19 protein-coding genes and 1 tRNA gene are annotated in these 20,303 nt (G+C 73.5%); 12 read left to right on the top strand and 8 right to left on the bottom strand.

Features of this window, described 5'->3' with window-relative positions; all coding sequences use genetic code 11:
- Positions 1-253 precede the first annotated feature (253 nt).
- The 3 genes from IEX42_RS13835 to IEX42_RS13845 all read left to right on the top strand — a co-directional run bounded on the left by IEX42_RS13835 (position 254) and on the right by IEX42_RS13845 (position 2,916).
- Positions 254-712 (top strand): hypothetical protein, encoded by a 459-nt coding sequence (locus IEX42_RS13835; protein ID WP_188780299.1) that lies wholly within the window; start codon positions 254-256, stop codon positions 710-712.
- Between the two features lie 95 nt (positions 713-807).
- Positions 808-1,278: a hypothetical protein gene (locus IEX42_RS13840; RefSeq protein WP_188780300.1), complete on the top strand. Its 471-nt coding sequence runs from the start codon at positions 808-810 to the stop codon at positions 1,276-1,278.
- A gap of 27 nt (positions 1,279-1,305) precedes the next feature.
- The gene (locus tag IEX42_RS13845) at positions 1,306-2,916 is read left to right on the top strand and encodes a metallophosphoesterase family protein (RefSeq protein WP_188780301.1); all 1,611 of its coding nucleotides are present in this window, start codon (positions 1,306-1,308) and stop codon (positions 2,914-2,916) included.
- Here the strand turns inward: IEX42_RS13845 and IEX42_RS13850 are convergent.
- The 3 genes from IEX42_RS13850 to IEX42_RS13860 all read right to left on the bottom strand — a co-directional run bounded on the left by IEX42_RS13850 (position 2,841) and on the right by IEX42_RS13860 (position 5,671).
- The gene (locus tag IEX42_RS13850; protein WP_188780302.1) at positions 2,841-4,133 is read right to left on the bottom strand and encodes a DUF4032 domain-containing protein; all 1,293 of its coding nucleotides are present in this window, start codon (positions 4,131-4,133) and stop codon (positions 2,841-2,843) included. The two genes, IEX42_RS13845 and IEX42_RS13850, sit on opposite strands and share 76 nt — an antisense overlap.
- A gap of 63 nt (positions 4,134-4,196) precedes the next feature.
- Positions 4,197-4,955 (bottom strand): sulfite exporter TauE/SafE family protein, encoded by a 759-nt coding sequence (locus tag IEX42_RS13855; RefSeq protein WP_188780303.1) that lies wholly within the window; start codon positions 4,953-4,955, stop codon positions 4,197-4,199.
- Entirely contained in the window at positions 4,952-5,671 is a 720-nt protein-coding gene (locus IEX42_RS13860) for a FadR/GntR family transcriptional regulator (protein WP_188780304.1), read from the bottom strand. Before IEX42_RS13860 ends, IEX42_RS13855 begins: the two co-directional genes overlap by 4 nt.
- 102 nt (positions 5,672-5,773) lie before the next feature.
- Here IEX42_RS13860 and IEX42_RS13865 point away from each other — a divergent pair, with 102 nt between their 5' ends.
- The 5 genes from IEX42_RS13865 (at position 5,774) to IEX42_RS13885 (ending at position 11,713) form a co-directional block, all read left to right on the top strand.
- Complete coding sequence (locus IEX42_RS13865) at positions 5,774-7,093, top strand: SLC13 family permease (protein WP_188780305.1); 1,320 nt, start codon at positions 5,774-5,776, stop codon at positions 7,091-7,093.
- Between the two features lie 44 nt (positions 7,094-7,137).
- Positions 7,138-8,331, top strand: a complete 1,194-nt coding sequence (locus IEX42_RS13870; RefSeq protein WP_188780306.1) for a CaiB/BaiF CoA transferase family protein — start codon at positions 7,138-7,140, stop codon at positions 8,329-8,331.
- The gene (locus IEX42_RS13875; protein ID WP_188780307.1) at positions 8,328-9,770 is read left to right on the top strand and encodes a carboxyl transferase domain-containing protein; all 1,443 of its coding nucleotides are present in this window, start codon (positions 8,328-8,330) and stop codon (positions 9,768-9,770) included. Before IEX42_RS13870 ends, IEX42_RS13875 begins: the two co-directional genes overlap by 4 nt.
- 53 nt (positions 9,771-9,823) lie before the next feature.
- A tRNA-Thr gene (locus tag IEX42_RS13880) sits at positions 9,824-9,895 on the top strand.
- Positions 9,896-9,970: 75 nt separating this feature from the next.
- Positions 9,971-11,713: a sulfatase family protein gene (locus IEX42_RS13885; RefSeq protein WP_188780308.1), complete on the top strand. Its 1,743-nt coding sequence runs from the start codon at positions 9,971-9,973 to the stop codon at positions 11,711-11,713.
- Between the two features lie 97 nt (positions 11,714-11,810).
- Here IEX42_RS13885 and pdxY read toward each other — a convergent pair whose 3' ends face one another.
- Together pdxY and IEX42_RS13895 are read right to left on the bottom strand one after the other, a co-directional pair.
- Positions 11,811-12,665, bottom strand: coding sequence for a pyridoxal kinase PdxY (gene pdxY, locus IEX42_RS13890; RefSeq protein ID WP_188780309.1), 855 nt, complete (start codon positions 12,663-12,665; stop codon positions 11,811-11,813).
- Between the two features lie 45 nt (positions 12,666-12,710).
- Positions 12,711-13,412 carry a uracil-DNA glycosylase gene (locus IEX42_RS13895; protein WP_188780310.1) on the bottom strand — a complete coding sequence of 234 codons (702 nt, stop codon included), beginning with the start codon at positions 13,410-13,412 and terminating at the stop codon, positions 12,711-12,713.
- Between the two features lie 122 nt (positions 13,413-13,534).
- On the opposite strand from IEX42_RS13895, the gene IEX42_RS13900 reads away from it, so the two are divergent.
- From IEX42_RS13900 to IEX42_RS13910, 3 genes are all read left to right on the top strand, one after another.
- Positions 13,535-14,797 carry an LCP family protein gene (locus IEX42_RS13900; RefSeq protein WP_188780311.1) on the top strand — a complete coding sequence of 421 codons (1,263 nt, stop codon included), beginning with the start codon at positions 13,535-13,537 and terminating at the stop codon, positions 14,795-14,797.
- A 93-nt stretch (positions 14,798-14,890) separates the two neighbouring features.
- Positions 14,891-15,766 carry an NAD-dependent epimerase/dehydratase family protein gene (locus tag IEX42_RS13905; protein ID WP_188780312.1) on the top strand — a complete coding sequence of 292 codons (876 nt, stop codon included), beginning with the start codon at positions 14,891-14,893 and terminating at the stop codon, positions 15,764-15,766.
- A complete protein-coding gene (locus IEX42_RS13910; RefSeq protein ID WP_229660864.1) occupies positions 15,763-15,969 on the top strand; it encodes a hypothetical protein in 207 nt (68 codons plus the stop codon). The genes IEX42_RS13905 and IEX42_RS13910 overlap by 4 nt, the downstream gene beginning before the upstream one ends.
- Before the next feature lie 27 nt (positions 15,970-15,996).
- On the opposite strand, the gene IEX42_RS13915 is transcribed toward IEX42_RS13910, so the two are convergent.
- The 3 genes from IEX42_RS13915 to IEX42_RS13925 form a co-directional block, all read right to left on the bottom strand.
- On the bottom strand, positions 15,997-16,362 hold the full coding sequence (locus IEX42_RS13915; RefSeq protein ID WP_188780313.1) for an MscL family protein: 366 nt from the start codon (positions 16,360-16,362) through the stop codon (positions 15,997-15,999).
- 66 nt (positions 16,363-16,428) lie between these two features.
- Complete coding sequence (locus tag IEX42_RS13920) at positions 16,429-17,085, bottom strand: SAF domain-containing protein (RefSeq protein WP_188780314.1); 657 nt, start codon at positions 17,083-17,085, stop codon at positions 16,429-16,431.
- A gap of 80 nt (positions 17,086-17,165) precedes the next feature.
- Positions 17,166-17,549: an FmdB family zinc ribbon protein gene (locus tag IEX42_RS13925; protein WP_188780315.1), complete on the bottom strand. Its 384-nt coding sequence runs from the start codon at positions 17,547-17,549 to the stop codon at positions 17,166-17,168.
- A gap of 147 nt (positions 17,550-17,696) precedes the next feature.
- On the opposite strand from IEX42_RS13925, the gene IEX42_RS13930 reads away from it, so the two are divergent.
- On the top strand, positions 17,697-20,264 hold the full coding sequence (locus IEX42_RS13930) for a penicillin acylase family protein (protein ID WP_188780316.1): 2,568 nt from the start codon (positions 17,697-17,699) through the stop codon (positions 20,262-20,264).
- The last annotated feature ends 39 nt before the right edge of the window (positions 20,265-20,303 follow it).

Here is a 20,303-nt window from a genome sequence, read left to right on the forward strand (position 1 = left end):
CGCACTGCAGGGCCGAGCTGCGGGTTCCGCCCGGCGACCGTACGCGCGGCTCGCGCCGGTGGTCGTACGACGTCGACGGCCGGGCGCTGCCCATGCACGAGGCACCACTCGACCCCGCAGAGCTGACGACTCGGACCTGCAGAGCTGATGACTCGACGGGCAGGTGCCCGGCACTCACCGGCACCCACAGGCGGACCACGGCGCGGGCTGGGTACCGTTGCGCTCGCACACCCGCACACGTCAGGAGTCCGCGATGGCCGAGTCGTCCGAGCTGGAGCCCCAGGCCCACGAGCCGTCCCACGACCAGACCCTGTCGCTTCGTCCGCAGCCCCCGGTCTCGACCGGGGCGAACGACGTGCACCCCGCGGTCAGCTGGTCGCCCAAGCGCGGCGGCGGGCTGCTGATCCTGCTCGCGGGCGTGGTGTTCATCGTCTTGAACTTCTTCGAGATCTACCCGATCGAGATCTCCGCGGAGCACGCGTCGTGGCGGGAGAACGGCTACAGCATCGTGCTCACCCTCGCGGGTCTCGTGCTCACCTTCTTCGGTCGCAGCAAGGTCGCCACCGGCGCCGCCATGCTCTGCGGTGTCGTGATGATCGTGGTCGCGGTGCTGGTCGACTACCCGCTCACGCTGCGGATGCTCGACTTCGGCGCCGGCGTCGCAGCCCTGGTCGGCGGGGTGCTCAGCCTCCCCGGCCCGTCCGACGACTGAGGGGCCTGCCGCAGCGTCTTCCGTTCGGGCCTGCCCCCGGATAATCTCCAGCCGACTCGGCACGGAGCCGGGAACGCACGAGCGCGGAGGATCCCGTGGACCAGTCGAAGGTACGACGCAAGCTCGGCGACCGGCTCGGCGACCGGCTCGGTGCGGAGGAGGAGATCCTCCTCTGCGAGCCCTTCGGCCTGAAGGTGTCGCGGTCCTCCGTCGCTGCCTCGACGGCGGCCGCCTTCGCGATCGGTGTCGGTGCGGCGCTGGTCACGGGTGGGTCCGCCGTCGCCGGCGTGGTCCTCCCTGCGGGCTGGTGCGTGGTCACCGACCAGCGGATGCTGGTGTTCACCAAGGTCACCGGCCTGTTCCGCAACCCGTTCGGCACCGCCCTGTTCGAGGCGCCGGTCGCGGCCCTCACCCTGGACGGGCCGACGGGCAAGCTCAACACGGTGACGGTGCGAGACCGTGGTGAGGGCACCGAGCTGCTCCAGGTGAAGTCCGGGGTCTCGAGCAGGCGGACGCGTGCGCTCGTGGACGCCGTCGCCTCCGTCCAGCAGCGCCCGCCCTCCTGAACCCTCGCAGGTAACCTCTGCGGTGGCATGAGCGCACCGCACCCCGTCGTCGTACGTCGACTCCTCCACGTCGCCGGCGGAGCGCTGGTCTGGCTGGTGGTGGCCGCAGGCGTGGCGCTGCTGCTGTTCCTCAACACCTCGCGCTCGACCGTCCTGGCCAGCCACGACGCCGTCGTACGCCCCACCCTCGACGGCCGGGCCACCATCCACCTCGGCCCGTTCCTGCCGGACCTGCGCGACTCGACCGGGAGCCGGGTCGGCGCCGACATCACGCTGGGCAAGACCGAGGCCTCGTCGCTGCAGGAGCTGGTCCAGCGCTACGGCTTCATCGCCTCCGACCCCGAACCGCAGCTCGCCAAGGCGCGGTCCGCGATCACCGACGTCGCCTGGCAGTCGGTCGGCCTGGGCGCGGTGGCCGGGCTGGTACCGCTCGGGCTGTGGCTGCTGCTGGGCCGCCGTCGCCGCGCCGAGGTCGTACGGCACCTGCCCACGCCCCGCGGCGCCGTGCTCGTCGTGGGCACCCTCGTCGTCGTGGTCGCCGCGGGGGTGCTCGTCCGCGAGCCGTGGCGCGCCGACGCCCCCACCGTCGGGGGTGGCCAGACCTGGCGACCGCTCGCCGCGCTCGCGCCGGGCGTCGACCTGCCGAGCGAGACCCGCGGCATCGAGGTACGCATGGACCTCGCGACCGCCGGCACCAAGCAGCTGATCGCCAGCGCGCTGGACACCTACGACCGGTCGAAGCGGTTCTACGCCGATGCCCGGGAGGCTGCGGAGGACCTCGACGGCCTGCACGAGCCGGCCGAGGACCAGAGCGTCGTCCTCGAGGTCAGCGACCGCCACGACAACGTCGGGATGGACGCGGTCGCCCGTGCCGTGGCCGACCGGGGCGGCGCGAGCGACGTGATCGACGCCGGCGACGACACCTCGACCGGCTCGCAGTGGGAGGCGTTCAGCCTCGACTCCCTCGACCGCGCCTTCGACACCCCCGACGGGATCGAGCACCGCTGGTCGATCGCCGGCAACCACGACCACGGCGACTTCGTGACCTCGTACCTCGCCGACCTCGGCTGGACGCACCTCGACGGGAAGGTCGTCGACGGCCCGGCCGGCACCCCGATGTACGGCATCGACGACCCGCGCTCCAGCGGCCTCGGGCCGTCGCGGGAGGCGGTCGGGATCTCCTTCGACGAGCAGCGTGAGCAGATCGCCGACGAGGTCTGCCGGGCCGACGAGGAGGGGGAGCGGGTACGCACCCTCGTCGTCCACGACGCCAACTCCGGCGAGGAGGCGCTGGCCCGCGGCTGCGTCGACCTGGTGCTCGCCGGGCACCTGCACGTGCAGGTCGGTCCGACGAGGGTCGTGGGCAGCAACGGCTCGGTCGGCTACAGCTACACCAACGGCACGACCGGCGGCGCGGCGTACGCCATCGCGGTGGGCTCGAAGCTGCGGCGCGAGGCCGGCATGACCCTGGTGACGTACGACGACGAGCGCCCGGTCGGCGTCCAGCCCGTCGCGCTGCGCACCGACGGGGTGTTCGTCGTCGGCGACTACACCGCCCTCGACTACTCCGCCGGTGCGGACGAGCCCGCGGCCGGCGCGTCGACGTCGCCCTCGCCGAGCAGCAGCCCCTCGTCCTGACCGCCCGCCTCACCGCCCGGCGCCGGGAGCGCCTCGTCGGGTCGCCGGGGCAGGACGGTGTCCACGTAGTCCCGCGCGACCTCGAGGATCCCCTGCTCGGCCCCGGCCCGCTCGCTGAGGAACCACCGGTGCTCGAGGATCTCGTGGAAGATCTCCGGGCCCTCGAGCTTCCCCCGCAGCTCGGGCGGGACCATCGCCAGCACCGGCTCGTACACCTCGTGCAGCCAGGTCGACGCGACCACCATCCGGTCCTCGCCCTCCGCGCCGAAGAACGCCGTGAACGCGGCCAGGTCGTTCAGCAGCCGCCGCGCCTGGTTGTCCTCGACGTCGAGGCCGGTAAGGTCGCGCAGCTCGCGGCAGTGGTGGCCGAGCTCCACGACCCGCGGCTGCACCCGGACCGTCGCGCCGTCCCAGTCGGTGACCACGTCGAGCTCCTCGACGTCGAAGCCGAGGTCGTTGAGCCGCTCGACACGCTGCTCGATGCGCCACATCTCCGTGACGTCGAACTGCTCGGAGGCGGTCAGCTCGGCCCACAGGTCGTCGTACCGCTCACGGATCAGCTCGATCACGTGCCGCTCGTCGGTGTCGTGGTCGACGAGACCGCCGGCCTTGAGGTCCATCAGCTCGGCGAAGACGTTCGCGGTGCCGACCTCGAGGTCGTACTCGCGCATCCGGTCGGGCAGCTCGTCGCGCAGCTCGCCGGTCTCGGCGTCGACGAGGTACGCCGCGAACGCGCCCGCGTTGCGCCGGAACAGCACGTTCGACAGCGACACGTCACCCCAGTAGAAGTCCGCGAGGTGCAGTCGTACGAGCAGCACCACGAGGGCGTCGACGACCTGGGGCAGGCTGTCGGCGCGCACCCCGTGCGAGAACAGGGTGCGGTACGGCATCGCGTGCCCGAGGTGGCGGGTGATCAGGACCGCGGGGAGCGGGTCGCCCTCGTCGTCGACCCGTCCCGTCACCACGCCGTGCGGGACCACCGTCGGGAGGTCCATGCGCCGCAGGTCGCGCAGCGTCGCGTGCTCGCGCCAGGCGATCGGCTCCTGGGTCTCCTTGAGGGCGTAGACCTCACCACCGAGCCGGATGATGCGTACGACGTGGCGCGAGAGCCCGCGCGGCAGCGCGACCACGTGCTCGCTCCACTGCTCGAGCGGCAGGTGCCAGGGCAGGGTGTAGAGCCCCGGGTCGGCCCGGCTGGCGACGATCCGCAGCGCCATGGGCCCACGCTAGTCCGCTGACCGGGCAGTCAGGTGGGTCGGTCGTGGTGCGCCGCTTGCCACTCAGCGCAGCAGGGCGACGGCCGCGACGACCCCGGCGAGCACCACGAGGCCTCGGAACAGGGTGGGAGGCAGGCGACGGCCGACGCGGGCGCCGACGTAGCCCCCGACGAGCGAGCCGGCGGAGACCAGGCCGACCGCGGTCCAGTCGAGATCGGCCACCACGACGAAGACGAGGGAGGCGACGACGTTGCCGGCGAGGATGGCCGTGGTCTTGACGGCGTTGACCACGTGCAGCGGCAGGTCGGTGCCCAGGCCGAGGACGGCGACCATCATCACGCCGGAACCGGCGCCGAAGTACCCGCCGTACACCCCCGTGACCAGCGCGAAGACCCGCGTGACGGGTCCGAGCGCGAGCCGCTCCTCCACCGAGCCGCTGCGCCGCCGCAGCCACGCCGAGATGCGAGGCTGGGCACCGACCAGCAGGCAGGTGAAGAGGATCAGCCACGGCACGACGGCCTCGAACACGCTCGGCGGCAGTGCGAGGAGCAGCACGGCACCGACGACCGCCCCGAGCCCGCTCGTCACCATCACCACGGCCGTCACCCGCGCGCTGGCGCGCAGCTCCGCGCGGTAGCCGAAGGCACCGGACAGCCCCGCCGGCACCAGGCCGACGGTGTTGCTCGCGTTGGCCGTCACCGGCGGCAGGCCGACCGCGAGAAGCACCGGGAAGCTGATCAGGGAGGCGACGCCGACGGTCGCGGTGAGGACGCCGGCCCCGAAGCCGGCACCCAGCACGGCGAGGGCCTCCAAACCGCTCACCGGGGGTCGTCGCGGGTCAGGGCCACGTCGCTGACCAGCTCGACGTGGGCGTGCATGGCCGCGGTGGCCGCGTCGGGGTCGCGGTCCCGGATGGCGGCGGTGATGGCGCGGTGCCCCGCCAGCGAGTCCTGCGGACGCCCGGGCTGCGAGAGCGACTCCACACGGGTCTCCTTGATCAGCCCGGAGATCTCGCCCATCAACCGGGCCAGCAGCGCCGAGTGCGCGGCGGCGGTGACCGCACCGTGGAAGGCCTCGTCGCCGGCGAGGCCCCGCCCGCCGGCCTCGACGTCGGCCGCCATCTGCTCCAGCGCGGCGTCGATGCGCGCGAGGTCCCCCTCGGTATGACGCTGGGCCGCGAGGGCCGCCAGCTTGGACTCCAGCGCGTCGCGCGTGTCGATGACCTCGCCCAGCCGGTCGGCGTGGGCGCGCACTGCCTCGACGGTACGGCCGGCCGCGGGCCGCTCGGTCACCACGGTGCCGTCGCCGTGGCGCACCGTGACCACGCCGACGACCTCCAGGGCGACCAGCGCCTGACTCAGCGTGGCGCGGCTGACGCCGAGCCGCTGGGCGAGCTCGCGCTCCGGCGGGAGACGGTCGCCGGCGCTCAGGCCGGCGCTGCGGATCCAGCCGGTGATCTGCTCGGCCACCTGTGCGTAGAGCCGGGTGCGTGGCAACGGACCGACGCCCGGGTCGCCGGCGGGGACAGCGGTGCTCACGGGCCCAGGATATTGACACCGGGCTCGCTGGCCTATTGGCTAGGCCACTGGTCCACGTGAGCCCGGTCACATCTCGGGTCCGCCCGACGGAAGTAGGTCCGCATGGGAGTCGAGCTGGTGGCGATCCTCGCCCTGGTCGCGCTGTTCGTGATCGGCACGGTGCTGCCGATCAACATGGGAGCGCTGGCGTACGTCGCGGCGTGGCTGGTGGGCATGTACGCCCTCGACCTGGACGAGAAGACGATCCTCGGCGGGGTCTCCGGCGACCTGATCCTCACCCTCATCGGGGTCACCTACCTGTTCGCCATCGCCCGCAACAACGGCACGGTCGATCTCATCGTCCAGACCGCCGTCCGCGCGGTCGGGGGACGGGTGGCGCTGATCCCGTGGGTGATGTTCGCCGTCACGGCGCTGCTCACCGCGATCGGCGCGGCCAGTCCGGCGGCGTGCGCGATCATCGGCCCGATCGCTCTCGGCTTCGCCGGCCGCTACCGGATCAATCCGCTGCTGATGGGGATGTTCGTGGTCCACGGCGCCCAGGGTGGAGGCTTCTCGCCGATCAGCATCTACGGCACGATCACCAGCTCGGTGATGACGGACAGCGGTCTGCCTTCCAGCGAGGTCACCGTCTTCCTGGCCAGCCTGCTGGTGAACCTCGCCATCGCCGCTGTGCTCTTCTTCGTCCTCGGTGGCCGCGACCTGATGCACCGCCGGATCGAGGCCGACGAGGGCGACCTGGTGGCCGCCGACCTGCACCGCGGCGGACCGCCCGTCCCGGCGCGCGGCACCGGCACCCTCACCGAGGGCGCCACGACCGCGGTCGGCGTACGCCGCGACCAGGTGCTGACCCTGGTGGCGTTCGTCGCCGTGGCGGTGGTCTCGCTGGCCTTCGACAAGAACATCGGGTTCGCCGCGATCACCGCCGCGGTCGTCCTGGCCATGCTCAAGCCGCAGGAGCACAAGGACGCGGTCAAGCAGATCGCGTGGCCCACGGTGCTGCTCGTGGCGGGAGTCTCGACGTACGCCACCATCCTCACCACCGCCGAGGTCCCGGAGTACGTCGGCGGCTGGGCCGCCGGCCTCGGCGTGGCCGCGGTGGGCGCGCCGGTCCTCTGCTACGTCGGCGGGGTCGTCTCGGCCTTCGCGAGCTCGACCGCGCTGCTGCCGGTGATCGTGCCGATCGCGATCCCGCTGATCGCCGAGGGCGGCCTCAACGCGGGCCTGTTCGTGGCGGCGCTGGCGGTCAGCTCGACGATCGTCGACGTGAGCCCGTTCTCCACCAACGGCGCCCTGATGCTGGCCAACCGGCCCGACTCAGTCAGCGAGCAGACGTACTACCGCCAGATCCTCACCTACAGCGTGGTCGTGGTCGTCGTCGGACCGCTCCTGGTGTGGGCCGCGCTCGTGCTCCCGGGATGGTGAGCCCCGCGAGCGGCGAAGACCCGACGATGCACGAGGCTGGAGACATGACGACCCGACCCGACGGACCGCTGGCCGACCTTCTCGTCGTCGACCTGACTCGCGCCCTCGCCGGGCCGCACGCGACGATGATGCTCGGCGACCTCGGGGCACGCGTCGTCAAGGTCGAGGCGCCGGGGCTCGGCGACGACACCCGCGACTGGGGGCCGCCCTTCGTGGGGGAGCCCGACGAGGCCGGTCGCCGGCAGTCGACGTACTTCCTCTCGGCGAACCGCGACAAGGAGTCGATCGTCCTCGACCTCAAGGACGCGGCCGACCGCGAGGTGCTGCTCGCCCTGGTGGACCGGGCGGACGTGGTGGTGGAGAACTTCCGGACCGGTGTCCTCGAGCGGCTCGGCCTCGGCCTGGAGGAGCTGTGCGCGCGCAACCCGCGGCTGGTGGCGCTGTCGATCACCGGCTTCGGGCACGACGGGCCGGAAGGCGGCCGCGCCGGCTACGACCAGATCGCCCAGGGGGAGGCGGGGGTGATGTCGCTGACCGGGACCGACCCCGAGCACCCGCAGAAGGTGGGCGTACCGGTGGGTGACCTCCTCGCCGGGATGTACGGCGCGTACGGCGTCCTCGCCGCCGTCCACGAGCGCGAGCGCACCGGCCGCGGGCAGGTGGTGCGCACCTCGCTGCTCGCTGCGCTGGTCGGCACGCACGCCTACCAGGGCACCCGGTGGACCGTGGCCGGCGAGGTCGGCCGGGCGCAGGGCAACCACCACCCGTCGATCTCGCCGTACGGGCTGTTCCGCTGCCGCGACGGCGCGGTGCAGATCTCGGTGGGCTCGGAGGGCCTGTGGGCGCGGCTGTGCCGCGGGTTCGGGATCGACCCGGCGACGCCGGGGCTGGCCACCAACTCCGAGCGGGTGGCGAACCGCGAGCTGGCGATCGAGGTCGTCGAGCGGGCCTTCGCCGACTGGGCGCCCGAGCCGCTGCTGGCGAGGCTGGCCGAGGTCGGCGTGCCGGCGGGACGCGTGCGCGCGATCGACGAGGTGTACGAGTGGGACCAGACCCGCAGCCAGGGCCTGCTGATCGACGTCGACCACGCCGCCCTCGGCAACGTCACGCTGCCCGGTCCGCCGCTGCGGTTCTTCGGCCCGGACGGTGAGACCACGCGCCGCGACCACCGTCCGCCGCCGCTGCTGGACGAGCACGGCGACGCCATCCGCGCCGAGCTGGCGGGGGAGGACGTGTGAGCAGGCGCTGGAGCGCCCGCGAGCTGCTGGAGCTGGTCCTCGACGCGGGCTCCTTCGAGTCCTGGGACGAGCCGATCGACGTCACGGGCCACCCGGAGCACTACCGCACGCAGCTGCTCGCCGCGGCCGAGAAGGCGGGCACCGACGAGTCCGTCCTGACCGGCCGCGGCCTGGTCCGGGGCCGTCCGGTGGCGGTGGTGGTCAACGAGTTCGGCTTCCTCGCCGGCTCGATCGGGACCGACGCGGCCCGCCGCATCGAGAGCGCCGTCCGACGGGCGACCGCCGAGCGGCTGCCGGTGCTCGCCTCGACCTCGTCCGGCGGCACCCGGATGCAGGAGGGCACCGTCGCGTTCGTACGGATGGTGGAGATCTCCCGTGCCCTGATGGAGCACCGCGCGGCGGGGCTGGCGTACCTCGTCCACCTGCGCCACCCCACCACCGGCGGCGTGTACGCCTCCTGGGGGTCGCTGGGTCACGTCACGGTCGCCGAGCCCGGCGCACTCGTGGGCTTCTTGGGCCCGAAGGTGTACGAGGCCCTCCACGGCGAGGCGTTCCCCGAGGGCGTGCAGTCGGCGGAGAACCTCGCCGCGAAGGGCGTGATCGACGCGGTCGTGGCGGCCGAGGAGCTGCCCGGGCTGGTCGACCTCGCGCTCGGCGTGCTCGTCGACGAGCCGACCGAGCCGCGACTGGCCGGTCGCGTGGCGGTCACCAGCGTCGAGGAGCTGCCGGACGAGCAGCGCACGGCGTGGGAGTCGATCGAGGTCACCCGGCGGGCGGACCGGCCCGGCGTCCGCGAGCTCCTGCGGTACGCCGGCGCCGGCACCGTACGGCTGCGCGGCACCGACGAGGGGGAGCGGGACGCCGCCATGCTGGTCGCCCTCACCCGGCTCGACGGCCAGCCCTGCGTGCTCGTCGGGCAGGACCGCGAGCGGCAGAGCGAGTCCTCGCCGATGGGCCCGGGCGCGCTGCGGGAGGCGCGGCGCGCGATGAGCCTGGCCGAGGAGCTCGGGCTGCCGCTGGTGACCGTCGTCGACACCCCGGGCGCCGAGCTGAGCGTGTCGGCGGAGGAGCGGGCGATCGCCGGCGAGATCGCCCGGTGCATCGCCACGCTGACCACGATGACGGTCCCGACGGTCTCGGTGATCCTCGGCCAGGGCTGCGGCGGCGGTGCGCTCGCGCTGGTGCCCGCCCGGGAGACGGTGGCGGTGGAGAACGCCTGGCTCTCGCCGCTCCCGCCGGAGGGCGCGAGCGTCATCGTCCACGGCGACACCGACCACGCGGCCGAGCTGGCCGAGGCCCAGCACGTCCGGGCCCGCGACCTGCTGGCGACCGGCACGGTCGGGCACCTGGTGCCCGAGCCGCTCGACTGCACGCCCGAGGAGCTGGCCGTCGGCGTCGCGGTCGAGGTCGCCCGGCTGATCCGCACCCAGCGCCGCTGACAGGGGCGTACGGGCGTGCCCCGCCGGTCTCGGTAGGGTCGCCGGGTCAGCACGCCGCGTTAGCTCAGTGGTAGAGCACCCGCCTTGTAAGCGGACGGTCGTCAGTTCAATCCTGACACGCGGCTCGAGATGTCGCCGAGCCGCGTGAGGGGCAGCGTGCCGCCCGTGAAGTCGGCGGATCCGCTGGCTACCCTCGCGCAGTGCGCCTCACCCCCCACGCCCGCCGGCCCCTCGCGGCGACCCTGGCTCTCACGTGCGTGGCGGCCGTCGCCGCCTGCAGCACCGGCTCGTCGCCGACACCCTCGCAGGAGGCCAAGCGGCGCCCCCCGCTGACGGCGAGCGCGAGCCTGCCGGCCGCGTCGTACCCGGCCGTGGCGAAGCCGAACATCCTCGTCATCGAGACCGACGACATGCGTGCCGACGACTTCGACGCCATGCCCAACGTGGAGAAGCTGATCGCCGACCGGGGCCTGCGCTTCCAGAACTCCTACGCCCCGAACCCGCTGTGCTGCCCGTCGCGGGCGTCGTTCCTGAGCGGGAAGTACTCCCACAACCACAAGGTCTACAGCCAGATCGACCCGTACGGCTTCGGGGCCTTCGACGACCGCACGACGATCGCGACCGTGCTGCAGAAGCAGGGCTACAGCACGGGCCTGATCGGCAAGTACCTCAACGGCTACGGCCAGCAGCCCACCCACCTCACCCGCCGCTCGTCGGTGCGGTACGTCCCGCCGGGGTGGGCCTCGTGGCAGGCCGGCCTGGACCACCGGTGGCCCCGGAGCTCGCCCAACCGGGGCGGCACGTACCACTACTTCGCGATGACGCAGAACGACAACGGTCGCGTCGTCCCGCACCCCGGGGAGTACTCCACCGATCTCACCGCCCAGCAGACCCGCGCGACGATCGACCGGTTCGGCGCGGCGCGCACGCCGGCGGGCAGGAGCAAGCCGTGGTTCGTGTGGTGGACCCCCACGGCTCCCCACTTCGGCGTGCCGGTCGAGCCCGACGACCCGAAGCCGATGAGGCGGACGGACGGGAAGAAGGAGTTCATCGCGACCCCGGCGCGGCCGGACTGGGTCAAGGGGCTCTTCGACGACCGGATCGACCACCCGCCGGGCATGCCGCCGCACGGCCCGGCCGAGGCCGACATGAGCGACAAGCCCCGCTACCTGCGCTCGGTCCCGGAGGCGGACGCGCAGGAGAAGCGGGCCGTCACCGAGCTGGCCCGCCAGCGCGCGGAGGCGCTGTACGCCCTCGACCGCCAGATCGGTGCCACCCTCCAGCGGCTGCGGACGACGGGCCAGCTGGCGCGGACACTGATCGTGTTCACCTCCGACAACGGCTACTTCCTCGGCGAGCACCGCAAGCGGCAGGGCAAGACCCTCCCGCACGAGCCGTCGCTGCGGGTGCCGCTGCTGATCGCGGGACCGGGGGTGCCGACCGGCGTGCGGTACGACCCGGCGACCACGATCGACCTCGCTCCGACGTTCGCCGGGTACGCCGGCACGGCCATGCCGGGCGCCGACGGCCGGGACCTGCGAGCGACCATCGCCGGGCCGGACCGGGGCTGGGACCTGCCCCTGGTCACCGAGGGGCTGGCCCAGCTGCCGGGCTACGAGTCGCCCTCCGACGTCCCGGGGTTCGACACCGGGCTGAACATCCGCGGGGTGCGCACCGGGCGCTACAAGTGGGTCGAGTACGCCAGCGGCGAGACCGAGCTGTACGACCTGGCCAAGGACCCGCTGGAGATGGACAGCGTGGCCTCCGACCCGGCGTACGCCGGTGTGGTCGCCGAGCTGCGCCGGGTGTGGCAGCAGTACAGCAGCTGCGCCCAGGCCCAGTGCCGGGTGCCGCTGCCGGCGGACCTGCGGCTGACGTCGCAGCAGAACCGTGACCTCACCCTCAACGAGGCCTACCGGACCAACGCCTTCTACCAGAACTGACCCGTCCGGACCGGCGGGAGCGGTCGTCGGTGGCCGCCGGCGGGGTGCGACTTCCCCGGCCGGACCGTGGAGTGAGTGTGAGCGGGCGCGCCCTCGCTCATGCCACGCGCTCGGCGCGGAACTGCATGGCGGGGCTGGCGAAGTACTCCTGCGCGGCGACCAGCTGCAGCTCCCAGCGACCGCTCTCGTGGGTCAGCCGGAGGAGGTCGAAGACGCTGGAGGCGGTGCGCTCCAGGGCGTCTCGGACGTCGCCGCTGCTGCGGGTCAGGTGCGTCGTGAACAGCGCCGCGGTCACGTCGCCGGAGCCGTGCGACTTCTCGGGGAGCCGCGGGGTGCGTACGAGCCACGCCTCGTCGCGGTGGACGGCCAGCATCTCCAGCGTGCCGGCCGGCGCGTCGGGCCGCAGGACGCTGGTGACCAGCACCGTCGCCGGACCGGCCGCGCGGACGGCGTCCACCGCGGCCAGCGTCTCGCGCAGCGTCCGGGGGTCGCTGCCGGTCAGCATGCCCAGCTCGAACTGGTTGGGCGTCACCAGGTCCGCGGCCGGCACCATCTGCTCGCGCATCAGCGCGGGGATGGCGGGGCGGACGTACGGCCCGGACTCGGCGTTGCCCATCACCGGGTCGCAGGCGTAGACCGCCTCGGGGTTGGCGGCCTTGACCGCGGCGACCGCCTCGAGCACCACCGCGCCGATGTCCTCACCGCCCTGGTAGCCGGAGAGCACCACGTCGACCTCGGGCAGCACACCGCGCTCCTCGACACCGCGGATCACGGCGCGCACGTCCTCGGCAGGCAGCAGCGGGCCGCGCCAGGCGTCGTACCCGGCGTGGTTGGAGAAGACCACGGTCGGCACCGGCCAGACCTCCACGCCCAGCCGCTGCACGGGGAAGACCGCGGCGGAGTTGCCGACGTACCCGTAGGCGACGCTGGACTGGATGGAGAGGATGCTCACCGGGCCGATCATGCCGCCCGGCCCCGCCGGCAGCGGCGGGGGTCGTCAGGGCAGCGCCCAGTCCACCGGCTCCCCGCCCTGCTCGCTCAGCAGCGCGTCGACCCGGCTGAACGGGCGGGAGCCGAAGAAGCCGCGGTGCGCCGACAGCGGGCTCGGGTGGGTCGAGGTCACGCACGGGACCCCGCCGAGCATCGGCTCGAGCGACTGCGCGTCGCGGCCCCAGAGGATCGCGGCCAGCGGCCCGCCGCGGGCGGCCAGCGCACGGATCGCCTGCTCGGTGACGGCCTCCCAGCCCTTGCCGCGGTGGGAGGCCGGCCGGCCGGGGCTGACCGTGAGCGACCGGTTGAGCAGCAGGACCCCGGCGTCGGCCCACGGCGAGAGGTCGCCGGACGTGGGTCGCGGCACACCGAGGTCCTCGACCAGCTCCGTGTAGATGTTGGCCAGGCTCTTGGGCACCGGCCGGGTCTCCGGCGACACCGAGAAGCTCAGCCCGACCGGGTGCCCCGGAGTGGGGTACGGGTCCTGCCCGACGATCAGCACCTTCACCTGCGCCATCGGCCGCGCGAAGGCGCGCAGCACCAGGTCGCCGGCGGGGAGGTAGGACCGGCCGGCGGCCAGCTCCTCGCGCAGGAACACCCCCATCGCGGCGATCGCCCCCTCGACCGGCGCCAGCGCCTGCGCCCAGTCGGGAGCCACGAGGTCGCGTCGTACGAGTGCCTCCAGGGTGCCGTCGCCGGTGCCGCTCATGGACCGATCATCGCGCGGACAGTTGGAGTCGTGCGGGTCGGCACCGCACAATGGAACGAGTTGCCCGTTCCATCCCTGCGTCGCACTCGCGCGGGACACCACAGACAAGGTCCGCCCCACCCGTGAGCGACACCCCTCCTCCCGAGCCCAAGCAGCCGGGACACCGCGCCCTCCGGCGTGCCGACGCGCGCCGCGAGCAGAAGGTGGCGCGGACGTCGGGGGCGCGCGTGCGCCGCGTGCTCAAGCGGGTCTCGGTCGTCGTGGTGGTGCTGGCCCTGATCCTCGGCGGGGTCTTCGCGTACTTCTACAAGCACCTCGAGGGCAACATCAACCAGCTCAGCGTCTCCGACGCCCTGGGCAAGCGCCCGGACAAGGTCGGCAGCGGTGGTCCGCTCAACGTGCTGGTGATGGGGTCGGACACCCGCAAGGGGCAGGGCAAGGCGGTCAAGGGCTCGACGCCGGGCCTGTCCGACACCACGATCCTGCTGCACCTCTCGGCGAACCGGAAGCGCGCGTACGGCATCTCCATCCCGCGCGACGCGATGGTCGAGCGGCCGTCGTGCCAGCGCAAGGACGGCAAGGGCTCCGACCCGGGAGGGCTGACCCAGTTCAACGCCGCCTACGCGGTCGGCGGGCCGGCGTGCACGATCAAGACGGTCGAGTCGATCTCCGACGTCTACATCGACCACTTCGTGGTGATCGACTTCAACGGCTTCCGCACGATGGTCGACGCGCTCGGCGGCGTCCAGGTGTGCGTGCCGGAGAAGGTCGACGACGACATCGGCGACATCCATCTGCGCAAGGGCACCTACAACGTCACCGGTGAGCAGGCGCTGGACTACGTACGCGTGCGGCACGCGCTGTCGACCAACGGCGACATCGGCCGGATGCGGCGTCAGCAGACCTTCGTGGCGGCGATGATCTCCAAGGCCGTCTCGGCCGGCACCCTCGCCAACCCGGTGAAGCTGGTCCGGTTCCTCAACGCTGCGACCAACGCGCTCACCACCGACCCCGGCTTCGCCAAGCTCTCCGACCTGGCCTCGCTCGGCTCGTCGCTGAAGAACATCGGCCTGGGCAACGTGCAGTTCCTGACGGTGCCCTTCCAGGAGTACGCGCCCGACCCCAACCGCGTCGAGCTCTCGCCCGACGCCGACGAGGTGTTCAAGCGGATCCGCAACGACCAGCCGTTGAGCCGTTCCACCTCCGAGGAGGCGGTCAAGGCGTCGGACTCCACGCCGTCGACCGGCCGCAAGGGGCCTGCCGTTGGCAAGGCGCGCTCGGCGGTCGACGTGGCCGCCGCGGCCGGACGCGACCGCCTGGAGAAGGTCGAGGAGCAGACCCAGCAGAAGCAGCAGCGTGCCGAGGACAACGGCCTGTGCGCCTGAGCCGGTGCCCGACCGCCCCGTCGCACCGCGCTGCGGCGGCGGGCAAGGCGCGCCTGGCTTGCCGTGATCGTTTCGTTATCCGAGACTGAGTCGATGCAGGTCGCCCTCATCGGCGCCTCCGGTCGGATCGGCCGGCGGGCCGTCCCCGCCCTCCTCGACGCCTCGTACGACGTCGTGGCCGGTGTACGACGCCCGCACGAGGCCGCCCGGGTGCCGACCGGGAGCGACGGGCGAGCGGCGCGGACGGTGGTCTGCGACGTGCTCGACCCCGACTCGCTGCTGGACCTGGTCCATGGTTGCGACGCGGTCGTGGACCTCGCCTCGCACGAGCCGGACCACTGGCAGATCGCGGTGCCGGGCTCATGGCGCCGCCAGGACCAGCTGCTCACGCGCGGGGTGGAGAACCTCGTCGCCGCGGCCTACCTCGCGGACGTGCGGCGAGTCGTGCTGCAGAGCTCCTCGGTGCTGTACGCCGACGGAGGCGAGGGCTGGGTGCGCGAGGGCCACCCGGTCGACGTCACGTCGGCCACCGAGCCGCTCGCGGTCGCCGAGTCGCAGGTGCTCGACCTGGCCGGGCCGACCCGCGCGGCGGTCGTGCTCAGGCTCGGCCACGTCGTCGGGGGTGGGGAGACCCACCCGGTCGGTCTGGGGATCGGCTCGCCGGAGTCCTGGATGCACCTGGTCCACCCCGACGACGCCGCCGAGGCGGTGGTGGCGGCACTGCGAGCGCCGACCGGGACCTACAACGTCGGGGCGGAGCCGCTGCGACGCAGCGAGGTCGAGACCGGCGTGCTCGGCCGGCCGGGGCTGCTCACCCGCCGGCTGGGGGCAGGACGGCTGGAGCCGCACGCGCGGTCGCTGCGGGTCTCCTCCGACCACTTCACGGCCACGACCGGCTGGGCGCCGTGGCACCAGCGGTGGAGCCCGGAGTGGCTCGGAGCCTGGGAATCGCACCAGGCGCGCTCGTGAGCGAGGACGTGGCCGACTCCTCGGGCGCGGAGCGTCGGCGCGAGGCGCAGCGGGCGGCCGCTCGGCGCCGTCGCCTCGACGAGGTCTTCGGTACGACGATGCCCGAGCAGACCAGCGACGACGTCGACGCCACCGGCCCGGACGCCGGGGGGCGCGGCGACACCTGGCTGCGTGAGCAGGTGCCGCCGCACCACGGGGGCTGAGCTCAGCCCCGTGGTGCGGTGCTGAGCTCAGCCGCGTGCCGCCAGGGCGTCGCGGATCTCGGTGAGCAGGACGATGTCCTCGGGGGTGCCCTCCTCGGCGACGGGCTCGGCCGGGAAGAACCGCTCCTTGGCCTTGGTGTACGGCGTGACGATGAGGAAGTAGACGACCGCGGCCAAGATCAGGAAGCCGATCACCGCGGTGATCCAGGCGCCGACCGAGACGCCGCCGGGCGTGTACGAGGAGAAGTTCGGCGTGCCGCCGATCTTGCCGATGAGGTCCATGATGATCTTCACGGTCGCGTCGACCACGGTGGCGAAAGCGCCGCCCATGATGAACGCGACAGCGAGCTCGACGAGGTTGCCGCGGAGAATGAAAGCCTTGAAGCCGTCCATCTGACGCTCCTTCTGGTGACCGGACACCAGGGCCGGTGCCTCTCAGGGTTGTGTGGGGGCCACAACCTAGCGAGGAAGGGCGACGGTGAGGAAGCCCGCCACTCCGGCGGCAGACACCTCCGGAGCGGCGGCTGCGTCGACAGCCACCAGGACAATCCCCCCGGAATCCGGACCGTCCGGAACTCCGATGGCGGACGGCGTGTCGCGGATCACGCTCAGCACGACCGCCCGCGGGACGAGGAGTGTCGACGGGCCGTCACCTCGCGGGTCCGCCCGCATCAGGTCGACCCGGTCACCCGGGTGCAGCAGCTCCGCGACGCCGGGGTCGGCCAGTCGTACGGGCACCGCCGAACGACCGGGGTAGGCCTCCAGCAGTGCGGCGCCCAGCACCCGGCGGTCGGTCAGCGGCTCGCCGGCGCGGACCGGGCCGGACAGGCGGCGCCCGACCAGCTCCTCCCGCGTGACAGCGCCCGCGGGCGCCGCCGCCTCGGGGAGTCGTGCGCGACGCAGGTCCGCCCCGGTGAGCGCGCCGCCGCCGTCGAGGTCGCGGGCCGCCACCCAGACCGTCGTGGTCGCCTGCGCCGGGGCGCGTACGGCACCCACCCCGGCGGCCACGGCGACGGCGAGGAGCAGTGCGGCCAGGCCCCGGCGGTGCAGCAGGACCCGCCGGCGTAGGCCGGCCAGGAGTCCGCGGAGGCTGTGTGAGGGGTCGTCTGTGGCCATGCCTCGGACGCTAGGCGGTGCGGCTCACGGACGGCCCGGGTTGCCCACAGGCGCGGTGTCGTCCCAGGTCAGAGGTGCACTCAGCTCGACGACGAGGTGGAGGACGACGAGGACGAGGAGCTCGAGCCGGAGCCGGTGGAGCCTGCGGAGCTGCTCGAGGTCGCCGAGCTTCCCGAGCCTCCCGAGGAGTCGGAGCTCGAGGTCGAGCCGCCGGAGTCCTTCGAGGATGAGCCCTCGGCGGAGCCGGAGCTCGAGGACGAGCCGTCGGAGCCCTTCGAGGACGAGTCAGAGCGGCTGTCGTTGCGGTAGAACCCGGAGCCCTTGAAGACGACGCCCACCGCGTTGAAGACCTTCCGCAGCTGCCCGCCGCAGACCGGGCACTCGGTCAGCGCGTCGTCGGTGAACGCCTGGAACTGCTCGAGGAAGTGGCCGCACTCGGTGCAGCGGTACTGGTAGGTGGGCACGTCTCTCCTTGGTTGCGCGGCCGAGCGGGCTGGCACTCCCTGCTGCCGAGTGCCAAGTCTACGCCGTGCCCGGGGGACGTCGGGACCGTCCCGCGGGCGTCGGTGGCGCCCGGCGGCCCCCGGTGACGACCCGGCACAATGTGCCGCGTGACGGTCTCGGGAGGCGTGGGGGAGCGACCCGTGCCCGAGCGGGACCGCTTCTCCGACTGGCCGGCACCGTTCCGCTGGGCGGTGTACGTGCTGGTCGTGGCGCTGGTGCTCGCTCTGCTGGCCGTCGGCGGGGCCTGGTGGGTCGCGCGCCGCTCGCTGCCCGAGACCGACGGCGCGCTGCGGCTCGGCACCCTCGACGGGCAGGTCGTCGTACGACGTGACGCCCAGGGGGTGCCGCAGATCTACGCCGGCACCAGCCACGACCTGTTCGCCGCGCAGGGGTTCGTCCAGGCGCAGGACCGGTTCTGGCAGATGGACCTGCGCCGCCACGCCGCGTCGGGCCAGCTCGCCGAGATCTTCGGCAGCCGGCTGCTGCGGCAGGACGAGGTCGCGCGCACGCTGGGCTGGCGCCGGACCGCCCAGCGTGAGCTCGCGCTGCTCGACGCGCCGACCCGGCAGGCGCTGGAGGCCTTCAGCGACGGCGTAAACGCCTACCTCGACCAGCACATCGGCTCGGACAACTCCTTGGAGTACACCCTCGTGTCGCTCGACGGCGACTACCGACCGGGCGACTGGACGCCGGTGGACTCGCTGGCGTACCTGAAGCTGGCGGCCTGGCAGCAGGCAGGAGGGCTGCACGAGGAGGTGCAGCGCGCCGAGCTGGCCGTCTCCCCGGCGCCGGCGGGCGCGGCGACCCTCTACCCGTCGTACCCCCTGGACGAGCGCGCCGCCGTGACCGGTGGGACCACCCCGGGCGCCGGTGCCCGGGTGCAGCCCGGCAGCGCCCCGAGCGGAGCCGAGCCCCGGGGCAGGAGTGCCCTGGTGAACGAGCTGGGTGACGGCTTCGCCGCCGAGGACCCGCTCGTCGCGGCCCGTCCGGGCACCGGTGGCACGGCCTTCGCCGTGGCCGGCCGGTCGACCGTGTCGGGCCGGCCGCTGCTGGCCGCGGTCCCGGGGCAGCAGGTGGCGCTGCCGGGGTCGGCGTACCAGAGCGGTCTGCACTGCCGACGCGTCTCCGCCGACTGCCCGTACGACGTCTCGGGGTTCGCCTACGCCGGCCTCCCCGGCATCGTCACCGGCCACAACGACGACGTGTCGTGGGCGGTCACCGCACTGGGCGCCGACACCGTCGACCTGTTCCTGGAGTCCGTCGCCGGGGGGACGTCGGTGCGGGCCGGGCGCCGCGAACCGCTCGAGACGCGCACCGAGCGGATCCGCGTCGCCGGCGGGTCGACCCGTGAGATCACCGTGCGCGCGACCGGGCACGGACCGCTGCTCTCCGACGTGTCGGACCGGCTGAGGGAGATCGGCCGGGAGATGCCGGTGCCGTCCGGCGCGCCGCCACGGGGCGACGGCTACGCCGTGGCCGTGCGGTGGACGGGGAGCACGCCGGGCCGCTCGATGGAGGCGGTGCTCGCGATGGACGCCGCCGGGTCGGTGAGCGACGTCCGCGCCGCCGCCCGGCGGCTGCGGGCCCCGGCGTCCGGCGTGGTGTACGCCGACCGGAGGTCGATCGGCTACCAGGCCACCGGCGCCATCCCGTCGAGGGTGCCCGGCGACGGTCTGCGGCCCGCGCCGGGATGGGCGTCGACCCGGCCGCTCGTGCCGGTGCCCGACGACCGGCTGCCGCACGAGGAGGATCCCGCGTCGGGGATCGTCGTCGCGGCGGGACAACCACCCTCGGCCGACACCACGACCCTCGGGGACTCCTGGTCGTACGCCGCCAAGGCCGACCGCGTGCGCCGGCTCCTCGCCGCGGCCGGCGGCGACGTCACTGCGACCGACCTCGTACGGGTCGCGACCGACACGCGCAGCCCGACCGCGCCGGCGCTGGTGCCGCACCTGCTCGACGTCCCGCTGCGCTCGGCGTACGTCCGGCAGGGGCAGCGGACCCTGCGCGGGTGGGACTACTCGCAACCGACCGGGTCGGCCGCCGCGGCGTACTACAACGCCGTGTGGCGCAACCTGCTCAGCGACACCTTCCACGACCAGCTGCCGCCGACGCTGTGGCCCGACGGGGACCCGCGGTGGGACGAGGTGGTCCGCGGACTGCTCGACCACCCCGACGACCCGTGGTGGGACGACGCGACCACGCCGAAGCGCGTCGAGAAGCGCGACGACGTGCTCGTCCGGGCGATGCGCGAGGCGCGCGACGAGATGACCAGGCTGCAGGCGCGCGATCCTCGCGGCTGGAGCTGGGGACACCTGCACCGCCTCGAGCTGCGGAGCCCGGCCCTGTCCGAGCGGTGGCTGGGACGGGTGCTGTTCGACCGCGACGGGCACGGCGCACCGGGTGGACCGGGCGCGGTGATGGACACGGCGTACGACCCGCGCAGCGGGTACTCCGCGGACGCGGCGCCCGCCGGCTGGCTGGTCAGCGACCTCGCCGACCCCGACGGCAGCCGGTGGGCGGTCCTCGGCGGCACCTCGGGCCACGTGTTCGGACCGCACCTCCTCGACCAGCTGCCCGCCTGGCGCGACGGCTCCTCGTCGCCCTGGCCCTCGACACCGCACGCCGTCCGCGCCGCCTCGTCCGACACCCTCGTCCTGCGTCCGACCCGCTGAGGCGTCGCGTCCTGCGCTCACACTCTCCCTTGCGGGAGG

Source organism: Marmoricola endophyticus (assembly GCF_014644415.1).
GTDB lineage: Bacteria > Actinomycetota > Actinomycetes > Propionibacteriales > Nocardioidaceae > Marmoricola > Marmoricola endophyticus.

Bases quoted from the DNA above. Each gene is read 5' to 3' on its own strand.
- IEX42_RS13835 (WP_188780299.1), top strand. From the start codon at position 254: ATGGCCGAGTCGTCCGAGCTGGAGCCCCAGGCCCACGAGCCGTCCCAC.
- IEX42_RS13845 (WP_188780301.1), top strand. From the start codon at position 1,306: ATGAGCGCACCGCACCCCGTCGTCGTACGTCGACTCCTCCACGTCGCC.
- IEX42_RS13850 (WP_188780302.1), bottom strand. From the start codon at position 4,133: ATGGCGCTGCGGATCGTCGCCAGCCGGGCCGACCCGGGGCTCTACACC.
- IEX42_RS13865 (WP_188780305.1), top strand. From the start codon at position 5,774: ATGGGAGTCGAGCTGGTGGCGATCCTCGCCCTGGTCGCGCTGTTCGTG.
- IEX42_RS13870 (WP_188780306.1), top strand. From the start codon at position 7,138: ATGACGACCCGACCCGACGGACCGCTGGCCGACCTTCTCGTCGTCGAC.
- IEX42_RS13895 (WP_188780310.1), bottom strand. From the start codon at position 13,412: ATGAGCGGCACCGGCGACGGCACCCTGGAGGCACTCGTACGACGCGAC.
- IEX42_RS13905 (WP_188780312.1), top strand. From the start codon at position 14,891: ATGCAGGTCGCCCTCATCGGCGCCTCCGGTCGGATCGGCCGGCGGGCC.
- IEX42_RS13915 (WP_188780313.1), bottom strand. From the start codon at position 16,362: ATGGACGGCTTCAAGGCTTTCATTCTCCGCGGCAACCTCGTCGAGCTC.
- IEX42_RS13920 (WP_188780314.1), bottom strand. From the start codon at position 17,085: ATGGCCACAGACGACCCCTCACACAGCCTCCGCGGACTCCTGGCCGGC.